The sequence below is a fragment of the Pseudomonas rustica genome (genome assembly GCF_018336155.1).
GTDB lineage: Bacteria > Pseudomonadota > Gammaproteobacteria > Pseudomonadales > Pseudomonadaceae > Aquipseudomonas > Aquipseudomonas rustica.
On record NZ_JAGYHF010000003.1, the window covers coordinates 259623 to 277855 of the forward strand.

Here is an 18233-nt window from a genome sequence, read left to right on the forward strand (position 1 = left end):
GTGTCAGGTATTTTTTATGTCGCTACGCATCTGCATTCTGGAAACCGACATCCTGCGTCCCGAACTGGTCGATCAATATCAGGGTTACGGGCAGATGTTTCAGCGCCTGTTCTCGCAGCAACCGATTGCCGCCGAGTTCACCGTCTACAACGTGATGCAGGGCGAATACCCAAGCGACGAGCAGACCTTTGACGCGTATCTGGTCACCGGCAGCAAGGCCGATTCGTTCGGTACCGACCCGTGGATTGAAACGCTGAGGGAATACCTGCTGAGCCGTTACGAGCGTGGCGACAAACTGCTCGGCGTGTGCTTCGGCCATCAACTGTTGGCGCTGCTGCTGGGCGGCAAGAGCGAGCGCGCGACGCAGGGCTGGGGCGTTGGCACCCACAACTACAAACTCGCGGCCAAGGCGCCGTGGATGAGCCCGGTGCGTGAAGAACTGACGTTGCTGATCAGCCACCAGGATCAAGTGACGTCGTTACCGGAAAACGCCACCGTCATCGCCTCGAGCGATTTCTGCCCGTTTGCCGCGTACCACATCAACGATCAAGTGCTGTGCTTCCAGGGCCATCCAGAGTTCATCCACGATTACTCGCGGGCGCTGCTGGATTTGCGTCAGGAAGCGCTGGGTTCGCAGATTTACAGCAAAGGCGTGGCGAGCCTGGAGCAAGAACACCACGGCGCTACGGTTGCGGAATGGATGATGCGGTTTGTGGCGCACAAACCTGAGGTCGCTTAACAGCAGATCAAAAGATCGCCGCCTTCGGCAGCTCCTACGCTGAGACCCTGTAGGAGCTGCCGAAGGCTGCGATCTTTTGCTTTTCTACAACCACCCAGACTTCTTGAAACTCGCCCACAAACTCACACACCCCACCGCAATAAACCCCAGCACCCCGAAGTAACCGTAATGCCAGCTCAGCTCCGGCATGTTCTGGAAGTTCATCCCGTAAATCCCCGCCACCGCCGTCGGGAATGCCAGAATCGCCGCCCACGCAGCAAACTTCCGCTGCACCACGCTCTGCCGTGACGCCTCCAGTAACACACCGATCTCGATGGTCTGGCTGGCAATATCGGCCAGCGTGCTGAGGTCTTCCATCTGCCGCGTCACGTGAATCTGCACATCACGGAAGTACGGGCGCATGTTCTTGTCGATAAACGGGAAGCTGAGCTTCTGCAATTCCTCGCCGATCTCCACCATCGGCGCCGCATAGCGACGCAGGCGCACGACATCACGACGCAAGCCGTGCAGCTTCTGGATATCACGCTCATTCAATGCGCTGCACAGCACGTTGCGCTCCAGCTCATCGATCTCGGCATGGATCGCTTCACCGACAGGCTGGTAGTTCTCGATGACGAAATCGAGCAGCGCATAGAGTACGAAATCTTCCCCATGCTCCAACAACAGCGGACGCGCCTCACAGCGCTGGCGCACATGCGCGTAGGACGCCGAGTGACCGTTACGCGCGGTGATGATGTAGCCCTTGCCGGCGAAGATGTGCGTTTCGATGAATTGCAGCACGCCGTTTTCACGGATCGGCGAGTAGGTGACGATAAACAAAGCGTCGCCAAAGGTTTCCAGCTTCGGCCGACTGTGTTTTTCCAGCGCATCTTCAATCGCCAGTTCGTGCAGGTTGAACTGACGTTGCAGGTTGGACAGCTCCTGAGCGTCCGGCTCTTCGAGGCCGATCCAGACAAAGTGGCCGGTTTTCGCGGCCCAGGCGGCGCCTTCGTCTAGGGAAATATTGGTGACTTTCTTACCGGCGCTGTACACAGCAGCAGCAACAACTCGACCCATGGTGGTGATTCACTTCTTCTTGGCAGGTGGCAGGAATACAAGGCTTCAGCTTAGCCGTGTCGCTACTTGAGAGTCAGTGAAATCTGCACCGTTCATTCGGCAAAAGAAAACCCGCACAAGGCGGGTTTGCTTTCAGGCGGCTTGCAACTGCCGATCCATTGATTCGATGCACTCGCGCATCTGCTCGCGGCACTGCTCGATAAGCATGGGCATGTCGTCCATGGTCAGTCCGGCTGTAGGAATCGCCGGCAACGAGCGTATGAGAATTTCCCCGCTGTTCCAGCGGTTCAGGCGCATGTGCTTGATGTAGCTGCTGACACACACCGGCACGATCGGCACACCGGCGGCAATCGCCATCTGAAACGCGCCTTTCTTGAACGGCAGCAACTCTTCGCCGAGGTTGCGCGTGCCTTCCGGGAACACCCAGATCGAGGTGTTTTCATTTTGCAGAGTGTTGGTGGTGGTGAGCATCGACTGGCGCGCCTTGTGCGCATTGCCACGGTCGATCAACACATTGCCGGCGAGCCAGAACAACTGCCCGAACAGCGGCACCCACTTCAGGCTCTTCTTGCCAATGCACACCGTGCGGTAGGGCACAACGTTACCGAACACAAACAAATCGTAGTTGGATTGATGGTTGGCGATGATCACGCAACTGGCAGGTTTGTTCATTAAACCGCTGACGTCGGTTTTCACCCGCAAACGCAAAATGCACATGGCCGGCAATGCATAGAGGCGCGCGCACAGACGGCTGTTGTCCGGATTGAACGGACGGCATATGCCGAGGATCACCCCAAGCACGCCAGCCAGAATAAAGTGCAGGCTCATCAATAACATACGAAACACGAACAGCATTTTCAGGCCCCACCGGCGCAAAAGGTGGCGCAGTGTACGGATGTGCACTGTTTTCGGCAATTGCCACTATAGAGTCGGGAGATAGGCGATGTTTAAGCGCATGTTTCCGAATTGCTTGTCAGACCCGTCCTAGAGCAGCCACGGCGTTTTCAACCGAGCGCGCAAGAAAAAGCCCGACACGCGGGTCGGGCTTTTCTTCGACGCAGGATACGGGGGTTAACCCAGATGCTCCTGATCCTGAACAATCGCGTTGTCCAGGGTTTCCAGCAGCGCTTTGCGCACCTTCAGCTTGGTGTTCTTGTGCGCGAGCATGTTGATCTTCTTCAACTGACGCGCGGCGGCAAGGGCGGCACCTTGCAGCTCTTCGGCAGAAACCACCTTGTCGAGGAAACCGGCGTCCACTGCGCTTTTCGGGTCGAACATCTCGCCATTGATCACCGACCGGTGGAATGCCGAGCGACGCAGACGATCACGCGCCAGCTCGATACCGGCGTGGTGCATGGTCATGCCGATCTGCACTTCGTTCAGACCAATGCTGAACGGGCCGTCGACACCGATGCGGTAGTCGGCCGACAACAGCAGAAACGCACCCTTGGCCACGGCGTGACCCGGGCAAGCGACGATCACCGGGAACGGGTGAGAAAGCAGGCGACGGGCGAGGGTGGAACCAGCGGTCACCAGCGCCACGGCTTCTTTAGGGCCGGCGGTCATCACTTTCAGATCGTAGCCGCCCGACAGAATCCCCGGCTGACCGGTAATGATCACGATGGCACGATCAGTCACCGCCTGATCCAGCGCCGCGTTAAACGCCGCAATCACGTCCGGGGAAATGGCATTGACCTTGCCGTTGCTCAAGGTCAGGGTCGCGATGCCGTCTTCGAGGTGGTAGGCAATCAACTCACTCATGACGCGATTCCTTGTAAGAAAGATGAGCAGACGTTACCCACCACCGCAGGCCAGGTAAAGCGCCGTGACTGACCCACCGGTCACCGAATCCCGGCTGATCCAGCGCCGCACGCCATTCTGCTTCTATATAGAAGGGCCGCACCCACCGAAGATTGGCCGGTTTGCCATAGGCTGCCGGTAGGGCAAACGGCTTTTTCTCTTAAGCGCATGAAAATCTTAAAAAAAAGTTTGCCATCGGAAAAGCTTTCGACTACATTAGCGCGCCTCGACAGACAGAACATGTTTGAAGAGATACGGTGAAGTGTCCGAGTGGCTTAAGGAGCACGCCTGGAAAGTGTGTATACAGGAAACTGTATCGAGAGTTCGAATCTCTCCTTCACCGCCACATTCAGTACACAAAACCCCTGATTTCGAAAGAAGTCAGGGGTTTTGTGGTTTCTGGCGTCTGGAATTTATCGGACAGCGGTTTTGATTTCGAGATCAGTAGGCGGGCCGGCACCGCCGTGAAGTTGCGCTGATCACTGATCGGACGTTTGTGCCTGGTAGATTTCGATATTGCCGTGTTTAACCTGTTGATACACGGTGTATGGCAATACCAACGTATCTGTCACACCGGAGACTGCCAGATCTATCAAAACCAGTGGGGCTGAAGGGCGACCCTTCCAGGATTTTATCGGCAGATCGGGGGCGTGCAGGATGCAGAAGTCGTAGCCGACGCCGCTGTAAATTCGGGAAATCGAATCACAGTAGGTTTGGCGTTTTTTTAGATCATTTCCGGCGACGGTGTCTTCCTGTACGACACTGCTAATCGTGCCGCAGCCAGTAACGGCTAGCGCTGAAAGCAGCAAGGCGATGGTTTTTATTGTCATGCTCGCAATCCTTGGCAATGAGACGAGGGTGCCAGATTAGCGTGTTTGATTGGTGTAGGCCATTCGTCGGGCATTGGCCGATCTGAACCACAAGTCCAGTAATGACCGGCTAGTCTCAAAAGCCTTGGAGGTCGATATTTTTTCAGGCAAAAAAGTTTTGCCGGTGTCGATCCGCATCGCAGGGGCGAAGGTATGACAGAACCGTATATCGAAGACGATGGCGCCGAGTTTCCGTTTAACAACTGCGTTCGTTGTGGCCAGACCGAGTATCAGTCTGGTTTCGGCGAGGATCCGGTTCACACCGGCAAGATCAAGTCCACGGTGCCGAAAGGGCCGAAAGCGAAGTTTTTACCCAAGGTCACGGCACGCGCCCGAAAATGATTCTCCGCCAACCAACCCCGTCTAAGAACGGGGTTTTTTATGCTCTGAGATTTGATTTCGGACTAGACCTACAGACGGTCGTCAGGATCTGTGTTTCTTTCACAAACTTTTCACGTTCGCTTAAGTAGGGTGAAGCCATCCGTTAGAAAGCAAGTCTCCAGCCCGTCTCCCCAGCGGGCTTTTTTTTGCCCGTCATAAAACCTTTTCCAGAATCACTGTCCAATCGGCGCCCATTGCGCGGATGCTTCCGCTTTTTTCTGGACTTTGCCGCTGTGACGGCATTCAATCGCGCCCCTTTTTGTTTCTCTGTCTTTGAGGTTTTCGTCATGCGTTTAACACTGCCCGCTCTGGTTCTCGGCCTTCTGTTCGCTCAAGGAGCAATGGCTGCCGGCGACGGCACCGCTGCATTGGGCGGCGGTCTGGGTGGCGCGCTGGGTAATGTCGTCGGTCAGAAAATGGGCGGCAGCACCGGTGCAGCGATTGGTGCAGGTGTAGCGGGCGCGGCCGGTAGCGCAGTGGCCGCACGCAAAGGCAGCCGGACGAAAGCGGCCATTGGTGGCGGTGTTGGCGCGGCGGGCGGTTCGGTAATCGGTAACAGCGTGGGCGGCCGAAATGGCGCCACCATCGGTGCTGGTCTGGGCGGCGCGGCGGGCGGTGCCGTCGGCAGCAACTTGGCCAAAGGCCACAAGCGTCACTGAGATTGATCGCTTGCAGACAAAGCCCGGCTCGATGCCGGGCTTTTTCATGGCTGAACGATTTTCCCGCAAACCTCTCCAATCTCACATAGGCCCTTGCTTGGGCGAACTGTCCCGATTCGGGAACTGTGAGGTACACATGCGATTGTCATTATCTGCACTGTTTTTCGGATTGCTCGTGGCGCAAGGCGCAATGGCCGCCGGCGATGGTTCAGCCGCCGTGGGCGGTGGGCTCGGTGGCGTGCTGGGCAACGTGGTCGGTGGACAACTCGGCGGCAGCACTGGCGCAGCGGTCGGCGCAGGTGTCGGCGGCGCGGCCGGCGGTGCGGTTGGGGCGAATAAAAACAATCGCACCGAAGCTGCCATCGGCGGTGGCCTCGGCGCGGCGGGTGGTTCGGTTGTCGGCAATAGCCTCGGCGGATCAACCGGTTCGGCTGTCGGCGCAGGATTGGGCGGCGCGGCGGGTGGTGCGGTCGGTAATAACCTGGGTGACGACGGCGGATCTCACTCCGGTGGGGGTCACAAGCACAAGAACAAACACAAGAACCGCCATCATTGATTGATGTAATGGTTTAACGGAAACCCGGCGTTTTGCCGGGTTTTTCGTATTTGCCGGTCAGGCGCTGGAACGATTGGCTGCAGGACTTTTCGAACGTCTACACTCCCCGGAAATGATGAGGTTCGCCATGACTCCTGAAACTGAAGGCAAGGAAGAGAAGGGCCCGAGCGGGCTGCCGTTTATCAATGATCCGGGGAACGAAGATCCGGGGTCGCTGATGGATGATGCGACGGTGCCGCTGAATGATTCGGATGAGGCGGATATGGAGTATGAAGAGGATGAGGATGAGCAGTGAGCGTAATTATTAGATTCGCGCCTGCTTTTGGCGTGATCGCCAATTCTTCAGGGCCTGTTTCTCTCAGGCCCTTTGTGAGGTTCGAATAATACTTGAGACTCAGAATGAGACGTCAATTCTCTCCGCAGTGATTTTGACGAACTGTTCGTTGAGGTGCGGGTATTCGAAATGAATGCCTTGATCCGAAAATTCAATTAGAGACCGGAAAAAATCCCCATCCATGTAACCGTAGATATCACACGAAAACCCATCATCTAGCATCTCGATACGTGCTTCTTCGTTCTCTGCTTTTATGATGTTTAATTCGTCAGGCAAAACCATTTCGAATTCGACCTCGTAGTTTCTTCCCTCCTCAATGACTGATGGACAGTATCCTGCGAAGCATCGGATGATCACACCTTGAACGCTAAGGACAACTAATTCTTCGATTATTGGATCGATTTCAATTATTTGTACGAGATATCTCTTAGTCATCTGCCGGCCTCACTGTTTTATCCTTCGCGTCGCCATTTATCGTTCGCCATAATTCCTTTCCGCTTTTTGTATGGAGGGTTGTGATTTCATTGTTTTGGTTTGTTCCCAAAAAAGCGAATTTTACCTCTCCCTTCCGGTTGTTTCCCATTAGCTTCAGATAACCCGATCGGGTCTCGTCCTTGTATTCATACTCAATTCGTGTGCCATGACGTACCAGAAATCTGGCCATGCTTAAGTATTCTTCTTTGCTCTCGGTTTTGAACTCTGCACCATGCTTTTCAAAGTGGTAATCAAGCTTATCTTCGCTACCAAAATCCTTTGGTGGCGATCTTGTTGTTGGCAGTGTTGGGTCACCTTCATTTACTTTAGCGCCGCTAACCTCACCCGGCACCTCACACCCAGGCCTATTCGGCGGCGGACAATTGGAGTTCAACCCCAACGGATCCACCCACCCAATCGGATTCGGCGTGTACTGGTACTGGTTCAACCCACCCGCCAGCTTCACCGGATCCGGGGTCAGATACCGCCCCAATCTCGGGTCGTAATACCGATGCCGGTTGTAATGCAGCCCACTCTCCGCATCGAAGTACTGCCCCTGAAACCGCAGTGGCTGATCCAGATACTCTTCAGCCGCCAACGTCACCGCCGCGACTTTTCCATAGGCGTCGTACTGCGTCGACCAGACGATTTCCCCGCTGTAATCGGTCAGCTCCAGCGGCGTGCCGAGGTGGTCGTTCTGGTAGTAAAACGGGCAGGCCTTTTTCGGGCCTTTGCCGTCGAGTAGTGCTAACGGACGGAAGGTGCCGGGTTCGTAGACGTAGCTGCGGTATTCGGTATCGCTGCTTTCAGCGACGAGGTTGTCGCCTTGCCAGAAGAACTCCGTGGTGGCGCTGTCGACGGTTTTGCTGATGCGCCGGCCGAAGGCGTCGTATTGGTAAGACGCGGTTTTACCGTCAGGACGGGTCAGGCCAATCAGTCGGTGTTGGCAGTCGTAACGGTATTCGGTGACAAGTTTGTGCGCTGTGCCGCGACGTTCGCGGATCAGGTTGCCGAAGGCGTCGTAGTCGTAGTGGCGATCGCCCTGCATCAGCAGGCGGTTGCCTTTGATCTGGCTCGGGCCGGGGCGATCCTGCATGAGCAGGTTGCCAGCGGGATTGTGGGCGTAGGTTTCCGGGAGTTCGTCGCGGGAGTGGCGGACGCGGATCAAGCGGTCGAGGGCGTCGTAGCCGTAGGTGCGTTGGCCGTGGCGGGTGTCGGCGATGTACGACAGATTTCCGTTGGCGCTGTAGGCGTAATCGCGGCGATACATCGAATCGCGTTTATGGCCTACGGCATGGGCGAGCAGTCGGCCCTGTTCGTCGTAGGAGTATTCGCTGAGCAGCAGGCCTTGCTCGCGTTGTTGTTCGCGACCGGACTGGTAGACGTGGCGGGTGAGTGGGGCGCCGTTGAGGTCGATGCCGGCGAGGGCGCCACCCTTGGCGTGTTGATAGTCGAGTTTGCTGTTGTCCGGCAAACGCATGCTTTTGAGCTGACCGCAGGCGTCGTAGGCATAGCGCAGCGTGCCCCAACCTTGGTGCTCGGTAATCAGCCGATCCTGGCGGTCGTACTCGAAGGCAAGCGGATGGTTCTGGCCATTATCGACACCGATCAAGCGACCGAGTGGGTCGTACTGGTAGCTGACTTTGACGCCGTCGGGCAGGGTTTTGACCAGCAGGCGTCCGGCGCCATCGCGCTTATAAGCGGTGACTAGCCAAGAGTCGTCATCACCGAACTCGGTCTTTTCCAGCAGGTGACCGTTGAGGTCATACACGTAAGAGGTACGGCGCCCATCGAAACCGGTTTCCTGTCGGATTAATCCGGTCGGCGTGTAATCCAGCCGATATTTCTCACCCGACTCGTTCTCGATTTCCGTGAGCAACAGTTGCGCGTGGTCGTAGCGATATTGAATCCGCGTGCCGTCGTGGTTAATGCGGCGGGAGACCAGATGCAGGTCATCGTCGTATTCATACCGGGTGATATGCCCCAGCTCATCACGCTCGGCGGTGACTTGCCCGTAAGCGCCGTAGCTATAACCACGCGTGGCACCCGTAGGAAAAGTCGTCTGAACCAGTCGTCCAACGGCGTCCCATTGCTGTCGCGTAACGGCGCCATGTTGATCAACCGTGGTCGTCCGCCGTCCCAAAGCATCGTAGGAAAAACGCCGTACGCCGCCCTGGGGCAACGTCTCTTCAACCAGTTGGCCCAAGTCATTCCAGGCCAGCAGATGACGGCTGGTGTCCGGATACCGGATCGACACCAGTTGCCCGCGAACGCTGTAGTAGTAATGAGTGACCTGTCCGTCAGGATCGACAGCCTCGGTGATGTCGCCCTCGGCATTGCGCCGATAAATCCACACCGCATCGCCACGCGAACGCCGATGCAGGAAACCGTTGCGATACTCGTAGGACGTTGGCGTATCCGCCGCAGGAATCAGCGCGATCAGTCGTCCGACATCGTCATAGCGGTACTCGGTGACAGAACCCAAAGCATCCTGTTCAGCGACCAACCGTCCCTGATCGTCGTACGCCTTGAGTTGCTCGCCACCATCCGCCTCAACCTTGCGCACCAGTCGCGCACGGTCGTCGTGAACGTAAACCTCTTCAGTGCCATCGACGTAATGCACCGCCACACTGCCGTCGTCGCTCCAGACGTAACGCGTGTCCATCTGCGAAAACGACGCCCAGTGCCGCACGCAACGCGCAGCCTTGCCGGCTCTTTCCCACTCCCAGAAAAAACTCGCACCACCGGTCAGCTGTCGCTGCAGGATGACGTGCGCATCGTCGTAGTCGTAGCGCTCGCTTTCATCTAATGCATTGGTCGCCGCCAACAAGCGCTGACGCGCGTCGTGGCAATAGCGAACAAGGATTTGCTCCGTCGCCCATTCAGCGTTTTGCAAACGTTGGTAATCGACCGCGATGAGTTGCGCGCGGTCGTAACGCAGCAATAAGGAGCGACCTGCACCGTTATCCAGTCGCTGAACCCTGTCAGACCGATCGCGATGCACCGTCAGACGATTGCCATAGGCATCGCTGATCGACGTCAGACGCCCGGCCCGAAAGTGGTAAAACCGCGCCGTTTCCCCAGCCAGCGCTAGGATCAATTCCTCCGGTTCATCCCCGAGAAAAATTGCTGCCCGCGACAAACTGTTGTGAATAGAAGGCCGCTCAACATTCGGCAGCGGAAACCGTGTGCGCCGATTCTCGTGATCGACCCAAACAACCGAGTCGCCATCAAACTCCAGCCGATGCGCCAGCGAATGGCTCCAGCCAAACCCAAGCCCGACATCGATTTCCACCGCACTCGTGCGATACAACCGGGTGAACTCAAACGGCAACACGCCATCAAGCACGCCATCAGTCAGCGTCAGCAGTTCCTCGCCAGTGACCATCGATACCGGACAGCCGTTGGTGCAGGTACGCGGTACACAATCAGCGCTATCCCCATTTGGATTTTTCGCCTGATCCGAAGCGTCATCGTGAGGCTCATGACGCTCCATTCGCGTGGCGCCCTGCGACTTGTCCCGCGCAATCGGCGCCGGGTTTGGCACCGTCAACACCACTTCATCTGCCTGCCGAATGTTCAGCGGAATCGACGGCGTCGGCTTCAACGGCACATCACGCGCACTCAGCATCAACGGTCTCAGCGCGCCCGCATGCTGGGTCAGCTCCGGCGCAGAGGTCAGTTCAGCCAGGCGCAACGCCGAGGCCGCCAGCCATTCCCGCGCCCGTGGCGATTTGATCTTTGCCAGCACTTTGCTGCTCAGGCGCAGCGGCACGCCGACGCCACCCGACACCCGCATCAGCAGGAAACTGATCAACAGTTCGACGCGCACCTCAGCCACGACTTCGGCCAGGTACTGCGGCGGCAGCATCTTCAGCCAACTGGTGAACGCGGCCAGATGAATGAACATCAGCGGCTCATCGCTGAGCATCAGCAACGCATTGGCAATCGCGTCGCTGGAGATTTGCAGCAGGGCTTCAAGCTCGGCGCCGCTGAGGTATTCCAGGAGCTTTTCGCTGTTGGCCTGCAGATCGGCGAGGAGGGCAAACAGTTGCTTGATGTCGTCCCAGACACCGTTCAGCGCTTTCTCGAAACCGCGCCAATCCGCCCGTTGCAACTGCCGGTAACGATCGGAAAATCCGGCGTTGGAAAACTCCGCCCACAACGGTTGAAAACCTGTCCACTCGGCACGCAACCAGCGTTCGAGGTCACCGAGAATGCTTTCGTAGGAGTCATACAACTCACGAACATGCGCAGTGGAAACATCGGGAAAGAAGGTGATGCGATAACGCTGGCCCCGATCGCAATCGGTCACCTGCAATATCCCGCTCGGGCCGATCGTATGGCGCAGCGCTTCGCCGAAGGTCAGGACACCGCCGACGTCGCCAATCACCGGTTCGAGCAGCACCGGGGTGTTGCCGATCGGTACGAAGCCGGCGGCTTCGAACATGTGCACCAGGGTCAAAGATCCGCTGGCGGGGCACATGACTACGGATGAGCTGATCGGTTTGCGGGATTTGATCGGGGCGCTGAGGCGCACGTCGTTGCCGACGGTAAACACCTGCTCGACATCCAGCGCTGTGCCCGTCCAGTATTGTTCGGCCCAGGTTTCGTAGTTATTGAGGCACAGGCGAAATTCGCCGATCAGGGTTTCGAAATCCGGGTGATCCGGATTCAGTGCGGCAACTATCAGCAGGCCAATGCTGTTGTTCAGGGCCAGTAGCCGATCGGGTTGAAACATTCGCAGTCGCTCGCGCACATCAAGGAGGAGCACGGACTTTGCGGGGGATCAGAAAGGAAAGAAGTCGGCCAAGTAGGTGATGCCTGTAGGACGTTTCGCTAAATATTCGCGAGTAGTTCATCGGCGCAACAGACATTGCCCGTTGCTCAATGTCTGTCGCGCTCGTTATGCTGCTGAACCCTTTAATCAGATCCGAGCAGCGGCGCGATGCCGCCTGGGATGTCTTTGAAAACGGATCCGATGATGAATGCAGCGCTGAAGGCGTTCGGCCCGATCAAGGCCGTGATTTTCGATATGGACGGTTTGTTGCTCGACACCGAAGGCATTTACACCGAGGTCACGTCGCTGATTGCCCAGCGCTACGGGCGCACCTTCGACTGGAGCGTCAAACAGAACATCATCGGTCGCGGTGCCAACGATCTGGCCAATTACGTGGTGCAGGCGCTGGATCTGCCGATCACCGCCGAAGAGTTCCTGGAGATCCGCGAGCCGTTGATGCGTGAGCGTTTCCCGAAAGCGCAGGCGATGCCGGGCGCTGAGGAGCTGATTCGGCACCTCAAGGCGCACAACATTCCGATCGCGGTGGGCACCAGTTCATCGCGTCAGTCGTTTGGTCAGAAAACCACGCTGCACCAAGAATGGTTTGCGCTGTTCGACTTCATTGTTACCGCCGACGATCCGGAAGTCGGCGCGGCGAAACCGGCGCCGGATATCTTTCTCACCGCAGCGCGACGTCTGGGCGTCGCGCCTGAGGATTGTCTGGTGTTCGAGGATTCACCGTTTGGCGTGACCGCAGCGAAAGCCGCCGGCATGACCGCGATTGCGATTCCGGACGCCGCCATGGCTGATGAAAAATACGCACACGCGGACGGGATTCTTCGTACGTTGAAAGCCTTCACCCCGAGTGCTTGCGGTTTGCCGGCGCTGGAATGGGCGTAAACGCTTGAGACAAAAAAACGCCGCCGCTCTGTGAAAAGAGCGGCGGCGTTTTTCGTTCCGGCTTTGAAGTATCAGGCGCCAAAACCACCGTCGATGGTCAGGCTGGCACCGGTGATGTAACCGGCTTCCGGGCCTGCCAGGTAGGCGACGAAGCTGGCGATTTCTTCGGCTTTACCATAGCGGCCGACGGCCATCAGCGGGATCAGGCTTTCGGCGAAGTCGCCGTGCGCCGGGTTCATGTCGGTGTCGACCGGGCCAGGTTGCACGTTGTTGACGGTGATGCCGCGCGGGCCGAGATCGCGGGCCAGGCCTTTGGTCAGACCGACCAGTGCCGACTTGCTCATCGCATACACGCCGCCACCGGCGAAGGGCATGCGGTCGGCGTTGGTGCTACCGATGTTGATAATGCGCGCACCTTCGCCCATGTGTTTGGCGGCTTCTTGCGAAGCGATGAACACGCTGCGAATGTTGATCGCCACGGTCTGGTCGAAGTCTTCCAGTTTGAAGTCTTCCAGCGGTGCGACGGCCAGCACACCAGCGTTGTTGACCAGAATATCGACGCGGCCAAATGCTTCGACGGTGGCGCTAACGGCGTGGCGGATGGCGGCGGCGTCGGCGCTGTCGGCCTTGATCGCCAAGGCTTTGCCACCGTTGGCGGTGATGCTGTTTTGCAACTCTTCGGCTTTGGCGGTGGAGCTGACGTAAGTGAAGGCTACTGCAGCGCCTTCAGCGGCCAGACGTTTGACGATGGCAGCGCCGATACCGCGGGAACCGCCTTGAATCAGAGCGACTTTACCGCTGAGGTGTTGAGTGGTCATGTTCGATCTCCAGAGTGTTCAAGGCGGGAATGCCTTGGTATTGGTGGCGAGTATCGGCGTGGTATCGACAACTGTGTAGACCATGATTGCTATAGTCTGTGTAAACCAGAAGTTTATAGTGGCGATCATGGAAACCTTCAGCAGCATCGAATGCTTCGTGCGCAGTGCCGAGGTCGGCAGCTTTGCCGAGGCTGCACGGCGCTTGAGTCTGACCCCGGCGGCCGTTGGCAAAAGTGTTGCCAAACTTGAGGTGCGGCTCGGCGTGCGGCTGTTCCAGCGTAGTACACGCAGCCTGACGCTGACCGAGGCCGGGCAGCTGTTTTTGAATCAGGTCAGCGGCAGCCTGACCACCATTCAGAATGCCGTGGCCAATCTGTCCAGTGTCGAAGGGCTGCCGGCGGGAACGCTGAAAGTCAGCATGGGCGCCGCGTTTGGTTGTTTGCACATCGTGCCGATGCTCGGTGAGTTTTTGCAGCGATATCCAGCGATCAGTCCGGACTGGCATTTCGATAATCGCCAGGTTGATCTGATCGGGCAGGGATTTGATGCAGCCATCGGTGGCGGCTTCGATCTGCCGCAAGGGGTGATCGCGCGCAAGTTGAGCCCGGCGCACCGGGTTCTGGTGGCATCTGCCGACTATCTACAGGCCAATCCCGAAATCACCGAGCCGGACGATCTCAGCCATCACGACGGGATTCTGATCCGTTCGCCGCAAACCGGACGCGTGCGTTCCTGGCAGTTGACCGGGCGCGATCCGCAGAACTGTCGGCCATTGATGCTCAAGGCGCGCATGACCCTGAGCGATTCCGAAGCCGCGTGCGCAACGGCGGCGCAAGGGTTGGGGATCGCGTTGGTGAGCATGCCGTTTGCAGTGGGGTATCTGGAGTCGGGAAGGTTGCAGCGGGTGTTGCCGGAGTGGTTTGTCGATGATGGCAATATTTCCATTTACTACGCCGAGCATAAATTGTTGCCGGGGAAGACCCGGGCGTTTGTGGATTTTTTGATTGAGCAGTTTGCGGAGCGGGGGTTGGTGCGGCGGTTTAGTGCTATTTGAGTAAGGCTTTAAACCGAGTTGTCCCGTTCGCGAGCAAGCTTGGCTCCTACAGGTTTTGTGTTGAATGCAAAATGGTGATTCGACACAAAACCTGTAGGAGCCGAGCCTGCTCGCGATGAACGATAACGCGGTCTACCGGGCAAACCGCCCCGGCCAGCCAATGATGTTCTTCGGCCGCGGCGTCGCGTAAGTCCGCACCTTCGACGTCGACAACCCCAACCGCACCAGCGATTCCGCAATCGTCACCGCCGCCGTAACGCCATCCACCACTGGCACGCCGGTGCGTCGACGAATCTGCTCATCCAGCCCGGCCATGCCGCCGCAACCCAGGCAAATCACCTCGGCCTTATCCTGCGTCACCGCCAGTTCGGCCTGATGCACGATCGCTTCCAGCGCACGCTGCGGTTCGTGTTCCAGCTCCAGAACCGCCAAACCACTGGCTCGCACCGAAGCGCAACGATCCCAAAGCCCCGACAATTTCAGCCGATCCTCGATCAACGGCACGGTGCGATCCAGCGTGGTCACCACCGAGTACGCGTGGCCCAAAAACATCGCAGTGCTCGCCGCCGCGTCGGTGATGTCCACCACCGGCACGTTAAGCAATTCCTGCAAACCTTCGCGACCATGTTCGCCATAACCGGCCTGAATCACCGCGTCGAACGGTTGGTCGTAGGCCATCACCCGATCCATCACGGCAATCGCGGCGAGGTAGCTTTCGAAGTTGCCTTCAATCGAGTCCGCGCCGAAAAACGGCGTCAAGCCAACGATCTCGGTACCCGGTGACGCGACGGCCTGCGCCGAGCGGGCGATGGCTTGGGTGATGGACTCGGTGGTGTTGACGTTGACCACGAGAATACGCATGGGAAATCCTTATAGCGGGCAGTTCTGCGGCCCGACATCCGGGCCGCGAGGGAAATTAATGGCAGACGTTGTCGACCGCGATCGACTCGCCGCTGACGTCGGCGTAGTGAGCTTCGCGTTTGGCGATGATCAGGTAGAGCATTCCGGCGATGCCGGCGCCGATCAGCCAGGAGAACGGCGAGACGCTGTGGAAACCCGGCACCAGCGCCAGCACGATGGCGATCAGCGCGGCAGGAATGAACGCGGCAACAGCGCGCAGGTTGACGCCACGGCTGTAGTAATAAGCGCCGTTCGGGTCTTCGCTGTAGAGCTGCGGCACGTTGATCCGGCCTTTGCGGATCAGCCAGTAGTCGACCATGATCACCCCGTACAACGGGCCGAGCAGGGCGCCGAGGCCGGACAGGAAATACACGATCACCAGCGGGCTGTTGTAGAGATTCCACGGCAGAATCAGCACGGCGATGGTTGCGCTGATCAGCCCGGCGCGGCGGAAGGTCAGGTACTTCGGCGCCAGGTTGCTGAGCACGAACGCCGGGGCGACGAAGTTGGCCATGATGTTCACCGCCACGGTGACGATCAGGAAGGCCAGGCAACCCAGTACCAAAAAGAACGTATTGGGAATCGACGCGATGATTTCCGTCGGGCTTTCGATGATTCGGCCATTGATCTGAAATTGCGCGCCACAGAGCAGGACGGTAATCGCAGCGAACACCAGAATATTCACGGGCAAACCCCAGAAGTTTCCTACCTTGATGGTCTTGCGGCATGGCGAAGAGCGGGCGAAGTCGCAAAAGTTGAGGATCAACGTGCCGTAGATCGCCAGCCACAACGCGCCGCCGGCAAAGATGTTGCGCCACATCTCGCCACCGGTCAGTGGATCGCGGGTCGACCAGGCGATGGTCGTGTTGGCCTGGAAATACATCCATGCGGCGAGGGCGGCGACGGTCAGCAGAATCACCGGCCCGGCAAACGCCTCGTAACGACGCACCATTTCCATGCCGTAGGCGAGAATCGCCAGTTGCACGAACCAGATCGCCACGAACGATGCCCAGCCCAGCGTCGACAGCCCGAGGATCGAGTTGTGGTCGTATTCGGCGAAACCGGGATGCACCGCCGTGAGCAGTACTCGTAGGACCACTGACGCCAGATACGTCTGAATACCGAACCAGGCGATGGCGATAACCGCCCGGATCAATGCAGGAATTTGCGCACCGTGAATGCCGAAACTGATCCGGCTGATCACCGGAAACGGCACCCCGGTTTTCTGCCCCATGTAACCGGACAGGTTCATGAAGAAGTACACCAGCGCCGCGCCGATCCCCAGCGACAGCAAAATCTGCCAGCCACCCAGGCCCAACGCGTACAAGCCGATGGCGAACGAGTAGTTGGCGATGTTGTGCACGTCGTTCGTCCACAAAGCGAAGATGCTGTATTTGCCCCAGCGTCTACCTTCGGCCTTGGTCGGCGCGAGGTCGCTGTTATGCAGGCGGTGGCTCAGTTGTAACGGTTCGGTCAGACCGTCGTAGGACGACGGTTGATCGAGGGCAGAGGCGGGCAGATTCAGCGCGATGTTATTGGAGAGACTTGTACGCATTCCGGCAGGCTCCTGATGTTCAGCGCCGCGATGACTGTGCTTAAGCCGTCAGGCTCGACAAATCTTCGTCGTGGCAGTGAAACATCACTGGTTACGGGGCATCTGCAGCCTGTACGGGATAGGGCGCTTCAGGCTTGCGGATCGAAAGTGTGTTTATGTTTTGCAGTTTTGTATACAAAACATGTATGCACTAAAGCCAGATTTGTGCCAGTTACTGATCTATGGACGGCGTTGCTCATTTCGAAAAGTTATCGAGGAGCGCTAAGTGACTGAAATGTGGTGATTAAAAATTGACCGATTGAACAGGTATTTATTTTCGGTGGGGGATTTGGGCGGGGAGCAAAAGCGTGGGGATTTCGGAGGGGATGTAACCTTTCAGGGCGCGGAAGCAAAAAAGTGCACACACAAATGGCACCGATGGTGACATTCGTGTGTACACATTTTTTCAAGATCAAAAGATCGCAGCCTGCGGCAGCTCCTACATGGGAATGCGGTCACCTGTAGGAGCTGCCGCAGGCTGCGATCTTTTAGTTGGACTTACTGATGATATTCCCCGCATGCAACCCACATTCTTTCTGCGTCGCTTCTTCCCACCACCAGCGCCCTTCGCGCTCGTGCTGATTTGGCAGGACAGGGCGGGTGCACGGTTCGCAGCCAATGCTGATGAAACCGCGCTCATGCAGGCTGTTGTACGGCAGCTCGAGCATGCGGATGTAACCCCAGATCTCTTCGCTGGTCATCTGCGCCAACGGGTTGAACTTGTACAGGGTGCGTTCCGGCGTGGAGAACGCCGTGTCGATTTCCATCACTGCCACGGCACTGCGCGTGCCCGGGCTCTGGTCGCGGCGCTGGCCGGTTGCCCAGGCTTTGACGTCTGACAGCTTGCGGCGCAGCGGTTCGATCTTACGGATGCCGCAGCATTCGCCGTGGCCGTCCTTGTAGAAACTGAACAGGCCTTTTTCCTTCACGAACGGTTCCAGTTTCGTGTAGTCCGGCGACACCAGTTCGATGTCGATCTTGTAGTGCTCGCGCACTTGATCGATGAAGCGGTAGGTCTCCGGGTGCAGGCGGCCGGTGTCGAGGCTGAACACCTTGACGTTCTTGTTGAGCTTCCAGGCCATGTCCACCAGCACCACATCCTCGGCGCCGCTGAAAGATATCCACAGGTCATCGCCGAACTCGGCAAAGGCGAGTTTGAGAATGTCTTGCGCGGATTTGTTGGCATAGGTCGTGGCGAGTTCCACGACGTCGAACGTTGCACTCATCAGGGCGGCTTCCTACAGGTCGGTGGCGCTGGGCGCTCTATATGGGGCCGATGGTAACAAAAAGCTGCGCGGCTCGGGGCGCGCTGTGCGTTG

17 protein-coding genes and 1 tRNA gene are annotated in these 18233 nt (G+C 57.8%); 8 read left to right on the plus strand and 10 right to left on the minus strand.

All coding sequences use genetic code 11. The features are described from left to right. The first annotated feature begins 16 nt into the window (after window positions 1–16). Complete coding sequence (locus KFS80_RS06850) at window positions 17–739, plus strand: amidotransferase (protein ID WP_053116846.1); 723 nt, start codon at window positions 17–19, stop codon at window positions 737–739. 84 nt (window positions 740–823) lie between these two features. Here the strand turns inward: KFS80_RS06850 and KFS80_RS06855 are convergent, their stop codons facing one another. From KFS80_RS06855 to KFS80_RS06865, 3 genes are all read right to left on the minus strand, one after another. Continuing rightward, complete coding sequence (locus KFS80_RS06855) at window positions 824–1795, minus strand: magnesium and cobalt transport protein CorA (RefSeq protein WP_053116847.1); 972 nt, start codon at window positions 1793–1795, stop codon at window positions 824–826. A gap of 132 nt (window positions 1796–1927) precedes the next feature. Beyond that, window positions 1928–2650 (minus strand): 1-acylglycerol-3-phosphate O-acyltransferase, encoded by a 723-nt coding sequence (locus tag KFS80_RS06860; RefSeq protein WP_159815291.1) that lies wholly within the window; start codon window positions 2648–2650, stop codon window positions 1928–1930. Window positions 2651–2866: 216 nt separating this feature from the next. Beyond that, window positions 2867–3556, minus strand: coding sequence for a crotonase/enoyl-CoA hydratase family protein (locus tag KFS80_RS06865; RefSeq protein WP_053116849.1), 690 nt, complete (start codon window positions 3554–3556; stop codon window positions 2867–2869). A gap of 295 nt (window positions 3557–3851) precedes the next feature. On the opposite strand from KFS80_RS06865, the gene KFS80_RS06870 reads away from it, so the two are divergent. Then, window positions 3852–3941 (plus strand) — tRNA-Ser (locus KFS80_RS06870). Window positions 3942–4074: 133 nt separating this feature from the next. On the opposite strand, the gene KFS80_RS06875 is transcribed toward KFS80_RS06870, so the two are convergent. Then, on the minus strand, window positions 4075–4425 hold the full coding sequence (locus KFS80_RS06875; protein ID WP_053116850.1) for a YceK/YidQ family lipoprotein: 351 nt from the start codon (window positions 4423–4425) through the stop codon (window positions 4075–4077). Between the two features lie 192 nt (window positions 4426–4617). On the opposite strand from KFS80_RS06875, the gene KFS80_RS06880 reads away from it, so the two are divergent. The 4 genes from KFS80_RS06880 (at window position 4618) to KFS80_RS06895 (ending at window position 6355) form a co-directional block, all read left to right on the plus strand. Next, on the plus strand, window positions 4618–4806 hold the full coding sequence (locus KFS80_RS06880) for a hypothetical protein (RefSeq protein WP_053116851.1): 189 nt from the start codon (window positions 4618–4620) through the stop codon (window positions 4804–4806). A 326-nt stretch (window positions 4807–5132) separates the two neighbouring features. Continuing rightward, entirely contained in the window at window positions 5133–5504 is a 372-nt protein-coding gene (locus tag KFS80_RS06885) for a glycine zipper domain-containing protein (protein ID WP_212544319.1), read from the plus strand. A gap of 136 nt (window positions 5505–5640) precedes the next feature. Then, window positions 5641–6060 carry a glycine zipper domain-containing protein gene (locus KFS80_RS06890; RefSeq protein ID WP_159815287.1) on the plus strand — a complete coding sequence of 140 codons (420 nt, stop codon included), beginning with the start codon at window positions 5641–5643 and terminating at the stop codon, window positions 6058–6060. A gap of 127 nt (window positions 6061–6187) precedes the next feature. Beyond that, complete coding sequence (locus tag KFS80_RS06895; RefSeq protein WP_163005296.1) at window positions 6188–6355, plus strand: hypothetical protein; 168 nt, start codon at window positions 6188–6190, stop codon at window positions 6353–6355. 99 nt (window positions 6356–6454) lie between these two features. Here the strand turns inward: KFS80_RS06895 and KFS80_RS06900 are convergent, their stop codons facing one another. Together KFS80_RS06900 and KFS80_RS06905 are read right to left on the minus strand one after the other, a co-directional pair. Beyond that, window positions 6455–6829, minus strand: coding sequence for a hypothetical protein (locus tag KFS80_RS06900; RefSeq protein ID WP_212544320.1), 375 nt, complete (start codon window positions 6827–6829; stop codon window positions 6455–6457). Then, entirely contained in the window at window positions 6822–11609 is a 4788-nt protein-coding gene (locus tag KFS80_RS06905; RefSeq protein ID WP_212544321.1) for an RHS repeat-associated core domain-containing protein, read from the minus strand. The genes KFS80_RS06900 and KFS80_RS06905 overlap by 8 nt, the downstream gene beginning before the upstream one ends. 243 nt (window positions 11610–11852) lie before the next feature. Here KFS80_RS06905 and KFS80_RS06910 point away from each other — a divergent pair, with 243 nt between their 5' ends. Next, on the plus strand, window positions 11853–12548 hold the full coding sequence (locus KFS80_RS06910) for an HAD-IA family hydrolase (protein WP_053116856.1): 696 nt from the start codon (window positions 11853–11855) through the stop codon (window positions 12546–12548). 71 nt (window positions 12549–12619) lie between these two features. Here KFS80_RS06910 and KFS80_RS06915 read toward each other — a convergent pair whose 3' ends face one another. Further along, a complete protein-coding gene (locus tag KFS80_RS06915) occupies window positions 12620–13366 on the minus strand; it encodes a 3-oxoacyl-ACP reductase family protein (protein ID WP_053116857.1) in 747 nt (248 codons plus the stop codon). 127 nt (window positions 13367–13493) lie between these two features. Between KFS80_RS06915 and KFS80_RS06920 the strand changes: the two genes are divergently transcribed. Beyond that, the gene (locus KFS80_RS06920) at window positions 13494–14420 is read left to right on the plus strand and encodes a LysR family transcriptional regulator (RefSeq protein ID WP_212544322.1); all 927 of its coding nucleotides are present in this window, start codon (window positions 13494–13496) and stop codon (window positions 14418–14420) included. Between the two features lie 132 nt (window positions 14421–14552). On the opposite strand, the gene KFS80_RS06925 is transcribed toward KFS80_RS06920, so the two are convergent. The 3 genes from KFS80_RS06925 to KFS80_RS06935 all read right to left on the minus strand — a co-directional run bounded on the left by KFS80_RS06925 (window position 14553) and on the right by KFS80_RS06935 (window position 18140). After that, a complete protein-coding gene (locus KFS80_RS06925; protein WP_159815281.1) occupies window positions 14553–15281 on the minus strand; it encodes an aspartate/glutamate racemase family protein in 729 nt (242 codons plus the stop codon). A 55-nt stretch (window positions 15282–15336) separates the two neighbouring features. Further along, window positions 15337–16875, minus strand: a complete 1539-nt coding sequence (locus KFS80_RS06930) for an NCS1 family nucleobase:cation symporter-1 (protein ID WP_212544323.1) — start codon at window positions 16873–16875, stop codon at window positions 15337–15339. 527 nt (window positions 16876–17402) lie between these two features. Then, window positions 17403–18140, minus strand: coding sequence for a phosphoadenylyl-sulfate reductase (locus KFS80_RS06935; RefSeq protein ID WP_212544324.1), 738 nt, complete (start codon window positions 18138–18140; stop codon window positions 17403–17405). Window positions 18141–18233 lie beyond the last annotated feature (93 nt).

Bases quoted from the DNA above. Each gene is read 5' to 3' on its own strand.
- KFS80_RS06850 (WP_053116846.1), top strand. From the start codon at position 17: ATGTCGCTACGCATCTGCATTCTGGAAACCGACATCCTGCGTCCCGAA.
- KFS80_RS06925 (WP_159815281.1), bottom strand. From the start codon at position 15,281: ATGCGTATTCTCGTGGTCAACGTCAACACCACCGAGTCCATCACCCAA.
- KFS80_RS06865 (WP_053116849.1), bottom strand. From the start codon at position 3,556: ATGAGTGAGTTGATTGCCTACCACCTCGAAGACGGCATCGCGACCCTG.
- KFS80_RS06890 (WP_159815287.1), top strand. From the start codon at position 5,641: ATGCGATTGTCATTATCTGCACTGTTTTTCGGATTGCTCGTGGCGCAA.
- KFS80_RS06855 (WP_053116847.1), bottom strand. From the start codon at position 1,795: ATGGGTCGAGTTGTTGCTGCTGCTGTGTACAGCGCCGGTAAGAAAGTC.
- KFS80_RS06860 (WP_159815291.1), bottom strand. From the start codon at position 2,650: ATGCTGTTCGTGTTTCGTATGTTATTGATGAGCCTGCACTTTATTCTG.
- KFS80_RS06920 (WP_212544322.1), top strand. From the start codon at position 13,494: ATGGAAACCTTCAGCAGCATCGAATGCTTCGTGCGCAGTGCCGAGGTC.
- KFS80_RS06930 (WP_212544323.1), bottom strand. From the start codon at position 16,875: ATGCGTACAAGTCTCTCCAATAACATCGCGCTGAATCTGCCCGCCTCT.
- KFS80_RS06885 (WP_212544319.1), top strand. From the start codon at position 5,133: ATGCGTTTAACACTGCCCGCTCTGGTTCTCGGCCTTCTGTTCGCTCAA.
- KFS80_RS06880 (WP_053116851.1), top strand. From the start codon at position 4,618: ATGACAGAACCGTATATCGAAGACGATGGCGCCGAGTTTCCGTTTAAC.
- KFS80_RS06905 (WP_212544321.1), bottom strand. From the start codon at position 11,609: ATGTTTCAACCCGATCGGCTACTGGCCCTGAACAACAGCATTGGCCTG.
- KFS80_RS06895 (WP_163005296.1), top strand. From the start codon at position 6,188: ATGACTCCTGAAACTGAAGGCAAGGAAGAGAAGGGCCCGAGCGGGCTG.
- KFS80_RS06935 (WP_212544324.1), bottom strand. From the start codon at position 18,140: ATGAGTGCAACGTTCGACGTCGTGGAACTCGCCACGACCTATGCCAAC.
- KFS80_RS06915 (WP_053116857.1), bottom strand. From the start codon at position 13,366: ATGACCACTCAACACCTCAGCGGTAAAGTCGCTCTGATTCAAGGCGGT.
- KFS80_RS06875 (WP_053116850.1), bottom strand. From the start codon at position 4,425: ATGACAATAAAAACCATCGCCTTGCTGCTTTCAGCGCTAGCCGTTACT.
- KFS80_RS06900 (WP_212544320.1), bottom strand. From the start codon at position 6,829: ATGACTAAGAGATATCTCGTACAAATAATTGAAATCGATCCAATAATC.
- KFS80_RS06910 (WP_053116856.1), top strand. From the start codon at position 11,853: ATGAATGCAGCGCTGAAGGCGTTCGGCCCGATCAAGGCCGTGATTTTC.